The sequence below is a fragment of the Streptomyces sp. WMMC1477 genome, from assembly GCF_027460245.1.
Lineage (GTDB): Bacteria > Actinomycetota > Actinomycetes > Streptomycetales > Streptomycetaceae > Streptomyces.
The window spans coordinates 819,325-834,828 of sequence record NZ_JAPZBD010000003.1; the positions used below are offsets into that span (position 1 = coordinate 819,325).

Annotated in this window: 15 protein-coding genes; 11 read left to right on the forward strand and 4 right to left on the reverse strand. The window is 75.1% G+C overall.

Features of this window, described 5'->3' with window-relative positions; genetic code table 11:
* The first annotated feature begins 17 nt into the window (after positions 1 to 17).
* Positions 18 to 233, forward strand: a complete 216-nt coding sequence (locus O7609_RS04055; protein WP_269733524.1) for a hypothetical protein — start codon at positions 18 to 20, stop codon at positions 231 to 233.
* 138 nt (positions 234 to 371) lie between these two features.
* Positions 372 to 1,919, forward strand: a complete 1,548-nt coding sequence (locus O7609_RS04060) for a hypothetical protein (protein WP_269733525.1) — start codon at positions 372 to 374, stop codon at positions 1,917 to 1,919.
* Positions 1,920 to 2,093: 174 nt separating this feature from the next.
* On the opposite strand, the gene erpA is transcribed toward O7609_RS04060, so the two are convergent.
* Positions 2,094 to 2,450, reverse strand: coding sequence for an iron-sulfur cluster insertion protein ErpA (gene erpA / locus O7609_RS04065; RefSeq protein WP_219092425.1), 357 nt, complete (start codon positions 2,448 to 2,450; stop codon positions 2,094 to 2,096).
* A gap of 364 nt (positions 2,451 to 2,814) precedes the next feature.
* On the opposite strand from erpA, the gene nadA reads away from it, so the two are divergent.
* Positions 2,815 to 3,993, forward strand: a complete 1,179-nt coding sequence (gene nadA / locus O7609_RS04070) for a quinolinate synthase NadA (protein WP_269733526.1) — start codon at positions 2,815 to 2,817, stop codon at positions 3,991 to 3,993.
* Positions 3,994 to 4,090: 97 nt separating this feature from the next.
* On the opposite strand, the gene O7609_RS04075 is transcribed toward nadA, so the two are convergent.
* Together O7609_RS04075 and O7609_RS04080 are read right to left on the reverse strand one after the other, a co-directional pair.
* The gene (locus tag O7609_RS04075) at positions 4,091 to 4,888 is read right to left on the reverse strand and encodes a class I SAM-dependent methyltransferase (protein WP_269733527.1); all 798 of its coding nucleotides are present in this window, start codon (positions 4,886 to 4,888) and stop codon (positions 4,091 to 4,093) included.
* Positions 4,888 to 5,484: a DUF3043 domain-containing protein gene (locus O7609_RS04080; protein WP_269733528.1), complete on the reverse strand. Its 597-nt coding sequence runs from the start codon at positions 5,482 to 5,484 to the stop codon at positions 4,888 to 4,890. The genes O7609_RS04075 and O7609_RS04080 overlap by 1 nt, the downstream gene beginning before the upstream one ends.
* Before the next feature lie 356 nt (positions 5,485 to 5,840).
* Between O7609_RS04080 and O7609_RS04085 the strand changes: the two genes are divergently transcribed.
* From O7609_RS04085 to O7609_RS04095, 3 genes are all read left to right on the forward strand, one after another.
* Positions 5,841 to 6,635, forward strand: a complete 795-nt coding sequence (locus O7609_RS04085; protein ID WP_269733529.1) for a PspA/IM30 family protein — start codon at positions 5,841 to 5,843, stop codon at positions 6,633 to 6,635.
* A gap of 37 nt (positions 6,636 to 6,672) precedes the next feature.
* A complete protein-coding gene (gene pspAA, locus O7609_RS04090; RefSeq protein ID WP_269733530.1) occupies positions 6,673 to 6,954 on the forward strand; it encodes a PspA-associated protein PspAA in 282 nt (93 codons plus the stop codon).
* Between the two features lie 238 nt (positions 6,955 to 7,192).
* Complete coding sequence (locus O7609_RS04095) at positions 7,193 to 8,305, forward strand: S1C family serine protease (protein ID WP_269733531.1); 1,113 nt, start codon at positions 7,193 to 7,195, stop codon at positions 8,303 to 8,305.
* 18 nt (positions 8,306 to 8,323) lie between these two features.
* Here O7609_RS04095 and O7609_RS04100 read toward each other — a convergent pair whose 3' ends face one another.
* Complete coding sequence (locus tag O7609_RS04100) at positions 8,324 to 8,533, reverse strand: hypothetical protein (protein WP_269733532.1); 210 nt, start codon at positions 8,531 to 8,533, stop codon at positions 8,324 to 8,326.
* Between the two features lie 135 nt (positions 8,534 to 8,668).
* On the opposite strand from O7609_RS04100, the gene O7609_RS04105 reads away from it, so the two are divergent.
* The 5 genes from O7609_RS04105 to lpdA all read left to right on the forward strand — a co-directional run bounded on the left by O7609_RS04105 (position 8,669) and on the right by lpdA (position 15,503).
* On the forward strand, positions 8,669 to 9,886 hold the full coding sequence (locus O7609_RS04105; protein WP_269733533.1) for a bifunctional adenosylcobinamide kinase/adenosylcobinamide-phosphate guanylyltransferase: 1,218 nt from the start codon (positions 8,669 to 8,671) through the stop codon (positions 9,884 to 9,886).
* A gap of 103 nt (positions 9,887 to 9,989) precedes the next feature.
* Positions 9,990 to 11,039: a nicotinate-nucleotide--dimethylbenzimidazole phosphoribosyltransferase gene (locus O7609_RS04110; protein ID WP_269733534.1), complete on the forward strand. Its 1,050-nt coding sequence runs from the start codon at positions 9,990 to 9,992 to the stop codon at positions 11,037 to 11,039.
* A gap of 67 nt (positions 11,040 to 11,106) precedes the next feature.
* Positions 11,107 to 11,898 (forward strand): adenosylcobinamide-GDP ribazoletransferase, encoded by a 792-nt coding sequence (locus tag O7609_RS04115; RefSeq protein WP_269733535.1) that lies wholly within the window; start codon positions 11,107 to 11,109, stop codon positions 11,896 to 11,898.
* 183 nt (positions 11,899 to 12,081) lie between these two features.
* Positions 12,082 to 13,659 (forward strand): leucyl aminopeptidase, encoded by a 1,578-nt coding sequence (locus O7609_RS04120; RefSeq protein ID WP_269733536.1) that lies wholly within the window; start codon positions 12,082 to 12,084, stop codon positions 13,657 to 13,659.
* 455 nt (positions 13,660 to 14,114) lie between these two features.
* Positions 14,115 to 15,503 (forward strand): dihydrolipoyl dehydrogenase, encoded by a 1,389-nt coding sequence (gene lpdA, locus O7609_RS04125; RefSeq protein WP_269733537.1) that lies wholly within the window; start codon positions 14,115 to 14,117, stop codon positions 15,501 to 15,503.
* The last annotated feature ends 1 nt before the right edge of the window (position 15,504 follow it).

Here is a 15,504-nt window from a genome sequence, read left to right on the forward strand (position 1 = left end):
CTGGCTACCGTCGTCTCATGACCAAGGACAGGGCACCCTCGACCACATCCGGCACGCCCGAGCCGGAGTCCCTCGACGAGCTGCGGGGCGACTGCGCGCGGATGGCCGGGCGCTGGACGTCCCGCTCCGCGGCGGCCACGGAGTCGCGCAAGCCCGCCGAGCCGCTGCACGGCGTACGGGTCCCCGACCGCTCCAGCCGGCTGCTGGACGGGATGTCCGACTACGGCGACTGACCGGCTCCGCCGAAAGGCCCGGCCAGCACCCCCGCGCGGAGCCCCGAGCGGCCGGAAGCCCCGCCGGAAGCGGAACCGGTCCGCTCCTCGGCACGTCCCACCCGCGTCAGCGCAGGGCGGAGCCGAAGGAGCGATGCGGTGAGCACGGTGGACACAGAACCGCACCCCGACGACATGCCGGAGAGGCCCGGCAGAAGGCGGCTGGTCACCGCGATGGTGGCCGTCGCGGTGCTGCTGGTCGGTGGCGGCGCGGTCGTGGCCGCCGGGCAGGGCGGCCCCTCGGGCGGCGCGCAGCCGGACGCCGCGGCCGCGGGCGAGCCCGACCCGCTGGAGCTGGACGGCTACCCGGAGGCGGCCGCCGCGTCCGTGCCCGCCTTCCGCGCCGAGGGCGAGCTCCCGCGTGGCCCGGGGCGGGCCACGGTGTACCGCCCCACCGGGCAGGTGGACAGGGAGACGGTGACGGATCTCGCCCGCTCGCTCGGCATCACCGCGGAACCGGAGCGCGAGCACGGCTCCTGGGTGGCCGCCGACGGCACCGACGGCACGGGCCCCGCCCTGCGGGTGCGCGAGCGGGACGGCGGCGCTTGGTCCTTCGTCCACCACACGCCCCAGGGCGACGACAAGGGCGGGCTGAAGGGCGAGGGCGTGCCCTCGTACGACGGCACCGCGACGTCCCCCGGGCGGGCGCCGTCCGCGCCCATCACGCCGCCGGTCTCCCCCGAGGAGGCCGAGGAGATCGCCGCCCCGGTGCTGGAGGCCGCGGGCCTGGGCGAGGCGCGGACGCAGGCCGCCGGGACACGGGGCGCGCTGCGGCTCGTGGAGGCGGACCCGGTGCTGGACGAGGTGCCCACACACGCCTGGCGGACCACCGTGTCGGTCGGGGCCGACGGGCGCGTCGTCCGGGCGGAGGGCCACCTGGCCACCGCGCGGGCGGGCACCACGTACGCGGTGCTGGACGCCGAGGAGACCCTGCGGGTGATGAGCGAGCGCGGGGTTCCGGTGGCGGTGCACTGCGTGACGACGCCCTGCCCGGCGCAGCGGATGGAGCCCTCGGCGGGGCGGGACGAGCTGCTCGTCACGGACGCCGAGTTCGTGCTCGCCGCCCGGCACTCCCGCGGCGAGCCGGTGCTCGTGCCGTCGTGGCGGTTCGAGCTGGCGGACGACGGCGGGGCGCCGGGCCGCGCCGTGACCTTCCCCGCCCTGGAGCCGGCGGACATCGCCGTCGCGGCCGGCGGCGAAGGGAGCCCGGGCGCCCCGGGGAACCCGGACGAGCCCTCGGGTGCCCCCGCGCCCGGCGAGCGGCCCGACCCGCGCCCCAGCGCGCCGCCCACGACGGACCCCGTCCCGCCCGCGCCGCCGAAAGGCGACGGCGGCCTGGAGCCCGGCTTCGTGCCTCCGGCCGACCCGGACGTGGAGCCGCCCCGCATGGGCATGACGGTGGAGGGCTACAGCGCGAGCGACCGCGCGCTGACCCTGCATTTCATGGGCGGGGTGTGCGGCGTCTACGCGGCCGAGGCCGAGGAGACGGCGGACCGGGTGCGGGTGACGGTGGCCGCGACCCCGGCCGAGCCCGGGCAGCCCTGCATCCTCGTCGCCAAGGAGACGAGCGTCACGGTGTCCCTGGACGAGCCGGTCGGCGAACGCACGGTCGTCGACGCCGGGGGCCGGACGATTCCGCGCCGCTGAGCGGTCCGCGCCCCGCGTCGGACTCCCGGCGCCGGGCGACGGCGCGGGGCGGACGGCGCGGGGCTGGCGCCGACGCGAGCACGACGGAGGGCGGCCCCCACTCGGGGAGCCGCCCTCCGTCGTCACGCTCCGCGGGCCCGCCCCCGTGCGGGGCCGGGCGGCACGCGGGCTCACTCAGCTGAAGGAGTCGCCGCAGGCGCAGGAGCCGGTGGCGTTCGGGTTGTCGATCGTGAAGCCCTGCTTCTCGATGGTGTCGACGAAGTCGATCGAGGCGCCGTTGAGGTACGGGGCACTCATCCGGTCGGTGACGACCTTCACACCGTCGAAGTCCTTCACGACGTCCCCGTCGAGGGAACGCTCGTCGAAGAAGAGCTGGTAGCGCAGACCCGAGCAGCCGCCCGGCTGAACGGCGACGCGCAGCGCCAGATCGTCCCGGCCCTCCTGCTCCAGCAGGGTCTTGACCTTCGACGCCGCGGCGTCGGACAGGATGATGCCGTCAGTCGTCGTAGCCGTCTCGTCCGATACGGACATCTGCTTCTCTCCCGGGTTGTACGGACTGCTCTGCCACCTGGGGAACAGGCGGGCTGCCGGATTCATTCCGGTGCGGGGTCATCATCTTCCGCTCATTCCGCCTTCATGCTCGCACACCGTGCCGCACTCGGTCACGACCCGGCGGCAGGGATCGGGTGTCGGGGACGGGGCGTGCGTCACATCGCAGGCCTGCTGCATCGTCACACTGACACGAACCGGTTATCATGGGATTGCGTCAGTTAGACGAGAAACCGAGTCAGACCAGAAGACGAGGCAGGGGTCGCCCGCCCAGGGCGGCCCTGAATCAAGGGTGCGTGCCGTCAGCTTCCAAGGCGCCCGGATTCGCCAAGAGGAGTGAACAAACGTGAACCCAGCGCAGTCACTGGACGTCCAGCCCACGCCGCTGGCCCTGCTGCTCCTCGGCCGGGAGGCCGACCCGAAGAGCGAGCGCGGCGTCGAGTGCCCCGGCGACCTCCCGGCTCCCTCCGACCCGGACCTGGTGGAGCGCGCCCGCGCGGCCAAGGAGCGGCTGGGCGAGCGGGTCTTCGTTCTCGGGCACCACTACCAGCGCGACGAAGTGATCCAGTTCGCCGACGTGACCGGCGACTCCTTCAAGCTCGCCCGGGACGCCGCGGCCCGCCCGCAGGCCGAGTACATCGTGTTCTGCGGTGTGCACTTCATGGCCGAGTCCGCCGACATCCTCACCACCGACGACCAGCAGGTCGTCCTCCCCGACCTGGCGGCCGGCTGCTCGATGGCGGACATGGCGACGGCCGAGCAGGTCGCCGAGTGCTGGGACGTGCTGAGCGAGGCCGGGGTGGCCGACGTCACGGTCCCCGTCTCGTACATGAACTCCTCCGCGGACATCAAGGCCTTCACCGGCCGCCACGGCGGCACCATCTGCACCTCCTCCAACGCGCGCCGCGCGCTGGACTGGGCCTTCGAGAACGGCGAGAAGGTCCTCTTCCTCCCCGACCAGCACCTCGGACGCAACACCGCCGTGCGCGACATGGGGATGTCGCTGGACGACTGCGTCGTCTACAACCCCCACAAGCCGAACGGCGGGCTGAGCCCGGAGGAGCTGCGGGCGGCGAAGATGATCCTGTGGCGCGGCCACTGCTCGGTGCACGGCCGCTTCTCGCTCGACTCGGTGAAGGACGTCCGCGAGCGGATACCCGGCGTGAACGTCCTGGTCCACCCCGAGTGCAAGCACGAGGTCGTCGCCGCGGCCGACTACGTGGGCTCCACGGAGTACATCATCAGGACGCTCGACGCGGCGCCGGCCGGCTCGAAGTGGGCCATCGGCACCGAGCTGAACCTCGTACGGCGGCTGGCGAACCGTTACGCCGCGGACGGCAAGGAGATCGTCTTCCTCGACAAGACGGTCTGCTTCTGCTCGACGATGAACCGCATCGACCTGCCCCACCTGGTGTGGGCGCTGGAGTCGCTGGCGAACGGGACCATGGTCAACCGCATCCAGGTCGACCCCGAAACGGAGAAGTTCGCCAAGCTCGCCCTGGAGCGCATGCTCGCCCTGCCGTGAACCCCGGGCCCGGGCGGCTGCGCTGGGGAGGTCCGCGCGAAGGCGCAGGGCCGGCAAGCGCAGCCCCCGGCACCGGGGGCGCCCTGTGGGGCGGGCGTCAGTCGCGCGTCGCGCAGACGTGCAGCAGCGCGGCCACGCCGCGGTAGGGGTCGGTCCGCCCGGCCCGCTCCTCCGCGGCGAGCAGGCGCTCCAGCTCCTCCCCCGACGGCGGCACGGCCTCGTCGGGCGCCAGGTCGGTGAAGAGCCGCACGCCGTACCAGGCGCGCAGCGGGGCCCCGGTGCCCGCGAGCGCCGCCGTGAGGGTGGACAGCCGGTCGGCCCGTGCGGCGATGCCCAGCCGGTTCGTGTAGTGCGGGTCGTCGAAGGCCGCCAGCGCCGCCTCCCAGTCGCCACGGAGCCCCGGCCGCAGGGCGAGCGCGTCGGCGTTGCGCACCACCAGGGACAGCAGCCCGCCACGGGCCAGCACCCTGGCCAGGCCCGCCAGCAGCGGCCCCGGCTCCTCCACGTACATCAGCACGCCGTGGCAGAGCACGGCGTCGAAGGAGCCCGGAGCGAACCGGGCGCCGGTCTCCCGGGCGTCCCCGGCCAGCAGCCGGACGCGGCCCCGGACGTCCACCGGCTCGGCGGCCAGTGCGTCGCGGGCGGCCTCCAGCATGCGCGGGTCGAGGTCGAGCCCGGTGACGTGGTGCCCCATCCGGGCCAGCCGCACCGTCTGGGTGCCCTGTCCCACGCCGACGTCGAGAACGCGCAGCCGCCGCCCGCCGGGGAAGCGGGCGGCCAGCTCGGCGTCGAGCTGGTGCGCGACGAGGGTCTGGCGCACCGCGCCACGCAGCCTGCCGACACCGCCGAGCCATGCCTCGGCCGCCTCGCCGAAGCCCTGAGCGGGAGCGGGCATCAGCGGCGCGGCGTCTCACCCCGGGCCACCTGCGGCTTGGGCAGCCGCATGCGGCGCATCTGGAGCGTGCGCATGAGGGCGTACATCGTGACGCCCCGCAGGTTCTCCCCCGGGAAGCGCTCCCGCAGGGCCTTCTTGAGCCGCCGCGCGGTGACCACCGAGTCGAGCACGATCATCGCGATGACGCCCATCCAGAGCACCAGCGAGAGGTTCTTCGCCTGCACGTTCGGCACGATGCTCAGCACGAGGATGAGCACGGCGATCGGCAGGAAGAACTCGGCGATGTGCCACTTGGCGTCGATGTAGTCCCGGGCGAAGCGGCGGGTGGGGCCGCGGTCGCGCGGGGGCAGGTAGCGCTCGTCACCCGTGGCCAGCGCCGCACGCTGCTTGGCCATGTCCGCCCGGCGCGCCTCGCGGGCCCGCTTCGCGGCCTCCTTGCGGTTGGCCGGGGGCTTGGACAGCGACCGGCGCTGCGCCTGGGCCTCCCGGCGCTTGGGCGTCGGGCGGCCCTTCGGCGCCTGCGGGTCGCGCTGCGTCAGCTCCTCGGCGGCCTCGGCGGCCGAGGAGTGATCTTCCTTGGAACGGCTTCGGAACACGTCTCCAAGCCTACGGCGTGCCCGGGGGTGCGCCCCACCCGCCGTGAGCACGATCCCGCAACGGTGATCTCGGCGGGAGGGCGGGAGCCCGCGGGACGGGGTGGGCGGCGGCCCCGGGACCGGGCGGAACCGGGCGGTCCCGCCGGGATGCGCCCGGACCGGACGGAATCCGGTGGAACGGGGGCGCCCCGAGTCCGCGTCTACGCCCCTGGCGGGAGACGCACGGGCAACGATCGTCCTGGAGAAGGAGCTCATCGGGGCGAGGACGGTGCGGTAATGGAAGCAGGGCCCGTACTGTGGGTTCTGTAGGGATGCCGAGGCGAAGAGTCCGTCGACGAAGGGGGCGCGCGAGGCCCATGAGCGGTGTCATGAAGCGGATGGGAATGCTGTTCCGCGCGAAGGCCAACAAGGCCCTGGACCGGGCCGAGGACCCGCGCGAGACGCTCGACTACTCCTACCAGAAGCAGCTGGAGCTGCTGCAGAAGGTACGGCGCGGCGTCGCGGACGTCGCCACCTCCCGCAAGCGGCTGGAGCTGCAGCTCAACCAGCTCAACCAGCAGTCGGGGAAGCTGGAGGAGCAGAGCCGCAAGGCGCTGTCGCTCGGCCGGGAGGACCTGGCCCGGGAGGCGCTGACGCGGCGTGCCGCCCTGCAGCAGCAGGTCACCGACCTGCAGACGCAGCACCAGACGCTCCAGGGCGAGGAGGAGAAGCTCACCCTGGCGGCGCAGCGGCTCCAGGCGAAGGTCGACGCGTTCCGTACCAAGAAGGAGACGATCAAGGCCACGTACACGGCGGCCCAGGCGCAGACGCGGATCGGCGAGGCCTTCACCGGCATCTCCGAGGAGATGGGCGACGTCGGGCTCGCGGTGCAGCGCGCGGAGGACCGCACGGCGCAGCTCCAGGCCCGGGCGGGCGCGATCGACGAGCTGCTGGCCTCCGGTGCCCTGGACGACCCGACGGGGACGGCCAAGGACGACATCAGCGCCGAGCTGGACCGCATCTCCGGCGGCTCCGACGTGGAGCTGGAGCTCGAACGCATGAAGGCCGAGCTGGCCGGCGGCAGCGGCGGGCAGCAGGCCATCGAGGGCGGTGCCGCGGATCAGGGGCAGCAGACCCGGCCGCAGGACACGCCCAAGTTCGACAAGCAGTGACGGCCGCGGCTTCCGGCCCCGCACGAAGGAGCACGACGTGATCGTAAGGATCATGGGCGAAGGCCAGGTCAAGCTGGACGACTCGCACCTGGCGGAGCTCGACAAACTGGACGACGAGCTGCAGGCGGAGCTGGACGGCGGCGACGAGCCGGGGTTCCGCCGCACGCTGCTCGCGCTGCTGGACGCCGTGCACCGGCTCGGCGCACCGCTGCCCGACGCCGCGCTGGAGCCCTCCGACCTGATCCTCCCGGAGCGGGGGGCGACGATCGAGGAGGTCCGCGCGCTGCTCACCGAGGACGGTCTGATCCCCGGGATGTGACGCGCTCCTCCGGCCCAGCACACCGCACCACGGCTCCCCGCGGCTCCCCGCGGCTCCCTCCGGCGGGTGAAGCGCCGCGGGCCTCGGCACCCCTTCCACGACGGCGCCGGTCGCCGCCCCGCACGGGGCGGGTCCGGCGCCGTCGTCGTGCGTCGGGCCGGCCCGGGCGGGCGGTGCGGGATCGGCCGTTCGACGGTGCCGACCGGCGGCGCCCGGGGCCGGGGGCGAGACTGCGCTCATGACCCGTGCCGCCGCCGTCCCCGCCGCCAGCCGCGCGGGCGCCGCCCTGCTGTGCGTGGCGGCGCTGCTGTGCGGCACGACGCCGCTCACCGGCTGCTCCGGCCTCGCGGGCCAGGGGCCCGAGGCCGGGCGCTCCCCCGGCGGTGCCGAGCCGTCCGCCACGCCCGCGCCGTCCCCGCCGCCGCCCGCCCCGTCGGACCCGGACGAGCTGCAGGAGCGGTACCAGCAGGTCGTGCAGGACGTCCTGCCGTCCGTCGTGCAGATCACCACCGACGAGCAGCTCGGCTCGGGCGTCGTCCACGACACCGCGGGGCACATCGTGACGAACGCGCACGTGGTCGGGGACGCGCGGACGTTCGAGGTGACGCTCGCGACGGGCGGGGGCCCGCTCAAGGCGGAGCTGGTGGCCGCCCACGAGGACCAGGACCTGGCCGTCATCCGGCTCACCGACCCGCCGCGCCGCCTGCGCCCGGCCACCTTCGGCGCGTCGGCCCAGGTGGAGGTCGGACAGATCGTCCTCGCCATGGGGAACCCGCTCGGGCTCTCCTCCAGCGTCACGCAGGGCATCGTCTCGGCCGTGGGCCGCTCGGTGAGCGAGGGTGAGGGGCGGGCCACGATCGGCAACATGGTGCAGACCTCGGCCGCGATCAACCCCGGCAACAGCGGCGGAGCCCTGGTGAACCTCGCCGGGCAGGTCATCGGCATCCCGACGCTCTCGGCGCGGGACCCGCAGTCCGGCGCGGCCCCGGCGCCGGGCATCGGCTTCGCCATCCCCGCGGCGACCGTCCGCGACCTCGCCGGGCAGATGATCCGCCACGGCAAGGTCGTGGACGCGGACAAGCCGGAACTGGGCGTCTCCGTGCGCACGGTCCTGGGAGAGGACTTCCAGCCCGCGGGGGCCTCCGTCGTCGAGGTCGCGGAGGACGGGGGCGCCGCCGCGGCGGGCCTGCGCCCCGGGGACCTGGTCGTCGAGGTCGACGGCGAGGAGATCGTGGACGTCGTCGACCTGGCGGAGGCGCTCGCGGGGCACCGGCCGGGGGACCGGGTGCCGGTCCGCTATCTCCGCGGCGGCGCCGAGCACCGGGTCACGGTGCGGCTGGGCGAGGCCTGAGGGGCCCGCCCGGCCGGGTCACTCCGCAGCCGCGTGCAGGCTCATCGGCCCGTAGACCTCGGTGCCGTCCTCCAGGAGCCGCACCTGGTCGACGCCGCCCTCCAGCAGGTCCTTCCAGTTCTCCCCGACCCAGGACTCCGCGTCCCCCTGGGTGGCGAAGTCCTCGACGGGGGCCGGGGGCTCCGTGCTGGTGCCGTCCGCCTTCTCGAACTGCCACGTCCATGCCATGTCCGCCTCCTGGGCGCCGGGGTCGTCGGAAGATCATGCGGATCCTGCCCGCAGCGTACTCGCGGCAGCCCCGGCCGGGGGAGTCAGGACGTGGGTCCCCGCGCCGTTCCGGACGGGACGCGAGACGATCGTCCCGTGGACGTGACTCTGCTCGGCACCGGCGCACCCGCCGGACTCCCCCGGCCCGACTGCCCCTGCGCCGTGTGCGCCGCCTCCCTCGGCACCCGCGCCCGGGCCGCCACGGCGCTGCTGGTGGACGGCACCCTGCTCGTCGACCTCACGCCGGGGCCCGCCTTCGCCGCCGCCCGGGCGGGGCGGTCGCTGCACGGGGTGCGGCAGGTGCTGCTCTCCCATCCGCAGGACGGCCCGCCCGTGGAGGTGCCGGCCGGGCTTCCCGCGCCGGTGCGGGTGCCCGACGGGCAGGACCTGGCGCTGATCAGCGGGCACCGCGTCCACGCCGTCGCCCTGGACTCGCCCGGCACCGGATACGCCGTCACCGGGCCCGACGGGCAGCGGCTGCTCTACCTCCCCCCGGGGACGGCCCCGGCGGGGCTGGAGGACGCGCAGGCCCCCTACGACCTGGTGCTGCTGGACGTGCTGGGCCGCCCCGAGGCCCTGGCCCGGCTCCGGGCGGCCGGGGTCGTCGGCCCGACGACGGACGTGCTGGCCGTCCACGTGGACCACACCGTGCCCCCCGGCGACGAGCTGCACCGGCGGCTGGCGGCGGCCGGGGCGCGCGTCGAACCGGACGGCACCACTCTGGCGGCCGGGGACTTCCACGACGTCCCGGAGGTGCCGCGCCGCACACTGGTCCTGGGCGGCGCCCGCTCGGGCAAGTCGGTGGAGGCCGAGCGGCGGCTGAGCGCGCACCCGGACGTCCTCTACGTCGCGACGGGCGGCTCCCGGGACGGCGACGCGGACTGGGCGGAGCGGGTCAGCGCGCACCGGGAGCGCCGGCCGTCCTCCTGGCGCACCGTCGAGACCTGCGATCTGGTGCCGCTGCTGGAGCGCCACGGGCCGCCGCTGCTCATCGACTGCCTGTCGCTGTGGCTGACGGACGCGATGGACGCCGTCGACGCCTGGTCGGACGAGTCCTGGGCGCGGGGCGGCAGGCGGCGGCTCGACGAGCGCGTCGCGGAGCTGGTGGGGGCGGTGCGCGGGACGAGCCGGACGGTCGTCGCCGTGAGCAACGAGGTCGGCTCGGGCGTCCATCCGGCGACGCCGGCGGGCCGCCGCTACCGGGACGAGCTGGGCCGGCTGAACACGGCCTTCGCCGCGGAGTGCGAGCACGCCCTCCTCGTCGTCGCGGGCAACGCCGTCGTGCTGCGCGGAGGGGCGGGCGGCGGGATGTGAGGCGCAGCCCGCGGGGAGGCGCGAGACGCGGGCCGCCGCGGGGCGAGCGGGGCCCGGCCCCGGGCCCCGGAGCCCCGGCCCGCGCCGGGTAACCTCCCCTTCCATGAGCGAAGACCGCCTGGACCTGGACGACTTCGGCGACCTCATCGAGCGGCCCGACGGCGGCGTCCGGCGGGACGCGGAGGAGCGCCGGCTGCGCACCGGGCTCGCGCGCGGCGCCCTCGGCCGGCTGGACGAGATCGGCGAGTGGCTCGCCGCGGCCCAGGGCCGGGTGCCCGTCGCGCCCGTCGAGCGGCCCCGCATGGTGGTGTTCGCCGGCGACCACGGGCTGGCCGAGCTCGGTGTCTCGGGCCGGCCCGCCGGCTCGGCCCACACCCTGGTCCGCGCCGCGCTGGAGGGCAGCAGCCCGGGCGCCGTCCTGGCCCGCCGGGCCGGGGTGCCGACGCGCATCGTGGACATGGCGCTGGACTGCGACCCCGCCGGACTGCCCGCCGAGGTCACCCGGCACCGGGTGCGCCGCTCCAGCGGGCGCGCGGACGTCGAGGACGCCCTGAGCGTCGAGGAGGCCGAGCGCGCCTTCCTCGTCGGCATGGCCGTCGCCGACGAGGAGGCGGACGCGGGTACCGACCTCGTCGTCCTGGGCGACCTGAGCGTCGGGGGCACGACGGCGGCCGGCATCCTCATCGGCGCGCTGTGCGGCACGGACGCCTCGGTCGTGACCGGCCGCGGCGGCACCGGGATCGACGATCTGACCTGGATGCGCAAGTGCGCCGCCGTCCGGGACGGGCTGCGGCGCGCCCGTCCCGTCCTCGGGGACCAGCTGCGGCTGCTGGCCGCGGTGGGCGGTGCGGACCTCACCGCGGCGACCGGCTTCCTGCTCCAGTCGGCCGTCCGCCGGACGCCGGTGATCCTGGACGGCGTCGTCTCGGCGGCCTGCGCCCTGGTCGCCCAGCGGGTCGCCTTCCGCGCCCCGGACTGGTGGCTGGCCGGACAGGCGAGCGGTGAGCCGGGGCAGGCCAAGGCCCTGGACCGCATGGCGCTCACCCCGCTGCTGGACCACGGTGTGACGGTCGGCGAGGGCACGGGCGGGCTGCTCGCGCTGCCGCTCGTCCAGGGCGCGGCCGCGCTCGCCGCGGAGCTGCCCGCCCCGTAGCCCCGCGCCCCCTGGAGAGCCCGCCGGCTCCGGCCGGCCACAGGGCAGGCCGTAGCCTGTCCGCGCCATGAACCACACACCGCCACACCGCACGGACGGCCTCCGTTTCGCCCTCGGCACCCTCACCGTGATCCCCGTCCCCGTGCGGCGCTGGGACCGCGCCACGGCCCGCCCGGGCATGCTCTGCGCGCCGGTGGCCGGGGCGGTCGTCGGGCTCGCGGCGGGCGCCGCGGGCGCGGCGCTGACGGCACTCGGCACGGGCCCCCTCACGGCGGCGGTCGCCACGGTCGCGGTCCCGGCCGTGCTGACCCGCGGGCTCCACCTGGACGGGCTGGCCGACGTCGCCGACGGGCTGGGCAGCGGCCGGGACGCCGAGGGCGCGCTCACGGTCATGAAGCAGTCCGACATCGGCCCCTTCGGCGTGGTGACGCTGCTGCTCGTGCTGCTCGGACAGGTCGCCGTCCTGGCCGGGCTCTACGCGGAGGGCTGGGCCGAGGCCGCCTGGGGGTACGCCGTGGCCGCCACCGCGGCCCGCACCGCCCTCACCCTCGCCGCCCGGCGCGGGGTGCCCGCGGCCCGTCCCGAGGGGCTGGGGGCGGTCGTCGCGGGCACCGTCCCGCCCGGACCGGCCGCGGGGGTCGCCGGGGTGGTGACCCTCCTGGCCGCGGCGGCGGGCGGAACGGTGGGCGGCGCGGCGGACGCGCTGCGGGGCGCGGCGGCCGTCCTCGCCGGACTGGCCCTGGCCGAGCTGCTGTTGCGCCGGTGCCGACGCCGGCTGGGCGGGGTCACCGGCGACGTCTTCGGAGCGCTCGCCGAAAGCGCCACGACCGCCTGCCTGTTGGTCCTGGCTCTCGGCTGACCGCTGAGGACCTCGCCGGCGCGCGGGGGCGCGCCCGCGCGCCCGGCGCACGGCCGACGGCCTCCCGGGCGCCCGCCGCTTCCCAGCCGCCCGTCGGGTGCGGCAGGCTGAGGCGTAGGCTCGGCCTCACCCAGACCCCCAGGGAATTCACACGAATCTCCGAAGAACAGGATCTCCAGGACAGTGACTGCTCTGACCCTCAGTACCTCGTCCGCCGCAACGACGCGTGCGGACGCCATCGTCATCGGCATCGCCAAAAGCGCCGACGACTCCGGCACCCCGGCCATCACCCCCGGTGCCGAGACGGTGGACCAGGCGTTCGGCGGGCGGCTCGCCACCGTCCTGGAGACGCTCGGCGCGAGCGGCGGCGAGGGCGAGACGACCAAGCTCCCGGCCCCCGACGGGCTGAAGGCACCGGTGGTCCTGGCCGTGGGCCTGGGCTCCGCGCCCGAGGACGGCGCCGACTTCGCCCCCGAGACGCTGCGCCGGGCCGCCGGTGCCGCCGCGCGGGCGCTCACCGGAACGCGCAAGGCCGCGTTCGCCCTTCCCGTGGAGGACGGCGTGGAGTCCGTCGCCGCGGTCGCCGAGGGCGCGCTGCTGGGCGCCTACGCCTTCACCGCCTACCGCGGCGAGCAGGAGGGCAGGGGCGCCGGCGCCAAGTCGGCCAAGGGTGCCAAGACCGGCAAGGGCGACGACGCCGGCGCGCCGCTGGCCGAGGTGACGCTGCTGGGCGGCAAGCCCCGCGACAAGGCGCACAAGGCCGCCGTCGAGCGGGCCGTCGTGCTCGCCGAGGAGGTCGCCCGCGCCCGGGACCTGATCAACACCCCGCCGAACGACCTGCACCCGGCCTCGTTCGCCGCGCAGGCCCAGGCCGCCGGCAAGGAGCACGGCCTCAAGGTCGAGGTGCTGGACGAGAAGGCGCTGGCCAAGGGCGGCTACGGCGGCATCCTGGGCGTCGGCCAGGGCTCGGACAGCCCGCCGCGGCTGGTGAAGCTCAGCTACACGTACGGGAAGTCGGCCAAGACGCTGGCCCTCGTGGGCAAGGGCATCACCTACGACTCGGGCGGCATCTCCCTGAAGCCGGCCGGCCACAACGAGACGATGAAGTGCGACATGAGCGGCGCCGCCGCCGTGTTCGCGGCCGTGGTGGCCGCCGCCCGGCTGGGGCTCGCGGTCAACGTCACCGGCTGGCTCGCCCTCGCCGAGAACATGCCCTCGGGCAACGCGTTGCGCCCGGGCGACGTGCTGACCATGTACAGCGGCAAGACCGTCGAGGTCCTCAACACCGACGCCGAGGGCCGGCTGGTCCTGGCCGACGCGCTGACCCGGGCCTGCGAGGAGTCCCCGGACGGGCTCGTCGACGTCGCCACGCTGACCGGCGCCATGGTGCTGGCCCTGGGCAACCGCACCTTCGGCGTCATGTCCAGCGACGAGGCGTTCCGCACCGAGGTGCACGAGACGGCGGAGGAGGCCGGCGAGCAGTCCTGGCCGATGCCGATGCCGCCGGAGCTGCGCAAGGGCATGGACTCCACCGTGGCCGACATCGCCAACATGGGCGAGCGCATGGGCGGCGGCCTGGTGGCCGGCCTGTTCCTGAAGGAGTTCGTCTCCGAGGGCACGCCGTGGGCCCACCTGGACATCGCCGGCCCCGCGTTCAACGAGTCGGCGCCGTTCGGCTACACGCCCAAGGGCGGCACGGGCTCCGCGGTGCGGACGCTGCTGCGGCTGGCCGAGCGCACCGCGGACGGCGAGCTGCTGTGACGCTCCTCGCACCGCGGGCGGAGGGCGCACGGTCTGCGCCCCGCGCACCGCGGTGCGCCGCGGCCGCCCTCGCGGCCGCCGTCGCCGGGGCCCGGGACGTCTGACGTCCGCCCGGCGGCCCCCGCTCCCCGGGCCCTCCGCCGGGCCGTCACGCCCCGCGGAGGGCCCGGGCGCGTCCGGGCCTCCCCGACCCGCGTGGCGTTCGCTCTCGGCGATCAGGCCGGGCTACCGACCAGTAGCAGCCGGTTGGGGCGCGAGCCGGAACCGCTCGGGAGGCCGCACGACGTCTCACACACCGGCCCCGCGTCCCGCCCGCCCCCGACAAGTGCGAAGATGGGGTCTCGGCAGGACAGGGGCCCGCTCAACCACAGGGCCGAAGCAGTAGAGCGGCCGAACGCACAGCCGCCCGGTCACAGCCGACCGGCTCCGGCGCACCCATGCATGGAGGACGTGACGTGGCGAACGACGCCAGCACCGTTTTCGACCTAGTGATCCTCGGCGGCGGTAGCGGCGGTTACGCCGCCGCCCTGCGCGCTTCGCAACTGGGTCTCGACGTCGCCCTGATCGAGAAGGACAAGGTCGGCGGCACCTGCCTGCACTACGGATGTATCCCCACCAAGGCGCTCCTACACGCCGGTGAGCTGGCCGACCAGGCCCGCGAGGGCGCCGAGTTCGGCGTGAAGACCTCACTCGAGGGCATCGACATGGCCGGTGTCCACAAGTACAAGGACGGCGTGATCTCCGGCCTCTACAAGGGCCTGCAGGGGCTGATCGCCTCCCGCAAGATCACCTACGTGGAGGGCGAGGGCCGCCTCTCCTCCCCCACCTCCGTCGACGTGAACGGGCAGCGCTACGAGGGCCGGCACATCCTGCTGGCCACCGGCTCGGTCCCCAAGTCCCTGCCGGGGCTGAACATCGACGGCGACCGCATCATCTCCTCCGACCACGCGCTGGTCATGGACCGGGTGCCGAAGTCGGCGATCATCCTGGGCGGCGGCGTCATCGGCGTCGAGTTCGCCTCGGTGTGGAAGTCCTTCGGCGCCGACGTGACGGTCGTCGAGGGCCTGCCCCACCTCGTCCCGGCCGAGGACGAGAACAGCTCGAAGCTGCTGGAGCGCGCCTTCCGCAAGCGCGGCATCAAGTTCTCCCTCGGTTCCTTCTTCGAGAAGGCCGAGTACACCGACGGCGGCGTCAAGGTCACGCTGGCCAACGGCAAGGAGTACGAGGCCGAGGTGCTGCTGGTCGCCATCGGCCGCGGCCCCGTCTCGCAGGGCCTGGGCTACGAGGAGGCCGGGGTCGCGATGGACCGCGGCTACGTGCTCGCCGACGAGTACTGCCGGACCAACGTGCCGACCGTCTCGGCCGTCGGTGACCTCATCCCGACCCTCCAGCTCGCCCACGTGGGCTTCGCCGAGGGCATCCTCGTCGCGGAGCGGGTGGCCGGGCAGAAGGTCGTCCCGATCGACTACGACGGCGTCCCGCGCGTCACGTACTGCCACCCGGAGGTCGCCTCCGTCGGCCTGACCGAGGCCAAGGCCAAGGAGAAGTACGGCGCGGACGCGGTGGTGACGCTCAAGTACAACCTCGGTGGCAACGGCAAGAGCAAGATCCTCAAGACGCAGGGCGAGATCAAGCTCGTCCAGGTGCGTGACGGGGCCGTGGTCGGCGTGCACATGGTCGGCGACCGGATGGGCGAGCAGGTCGGAGAGGCCCAGCTCATCTACAACTGGGAGGCGCTGCCCGCCGAGGTCGCGCAGCTCATCCACGCTCACCCCACGCAGAACGAGGCTCTCGGCGAGGCGCACCTGGCGCTGGCCGGCAAGCCCCTGCACTCCCACGACTGAT

Bases quoted from the DNA above. Each gene is read 5' to 3' on its own strand.
- O7609_RS04110 (WP_269733534.1), top strand. From the start codon at position 9,990: ATGAGCGAAGACCGCCTGGACCTGGACGACTTCGGCGACCTCATCGAG.
- O7609_RS04055 (WP_269733524.1), top strand. From the start codon at position 18: ATGACCAAGGACAGGGCACCCTCGACCACATCCGGCACGCCCGAGCCG.
- O7609_RS04095 (WP_269733531.1), top strand. From the start codon at position 7,193: ATGACCCGTGCCGCCGCCGTCCCCGCCGCCAGCCGCGCGGGCGCCGCC.
- O7609_RS04085 (WP_269733529.1), top strand. From the start codon at position 5,841: ATGAGCGGTGTCATGAAGCGGATGGGAATGCTGTTCCGCGCGAAGGCC.
- O7609_RS04075 (WP_269733527.1), bottom strand. From the start codon at position 4,888: ATGCCCGCTCCCGCTCAGGGCTTCGGCGAGGCGGCCGAGGCATGGCTC.
- O7609_RS04100 (WP_269733532.1), bottom strand. From the start codon at position 8,533: ATGGCATGGACGTGGCAGTTCGAGAAGGCGGACGGCACCAGCACGGAG.
- O7609_RS04115 (WP_269733535.1), top strand. From the start codon at position 11,107: ATGAACCACACACCGCCACACCGCACGGACGGCCTCCGTTTCGCCCTC.
- erpA (WP_219092425.1), bottom strand. From the start codon at position 2,450: ATGTCCGTATCGGACGAGACGGCTACGACGACTGACGGCATCATCCTG.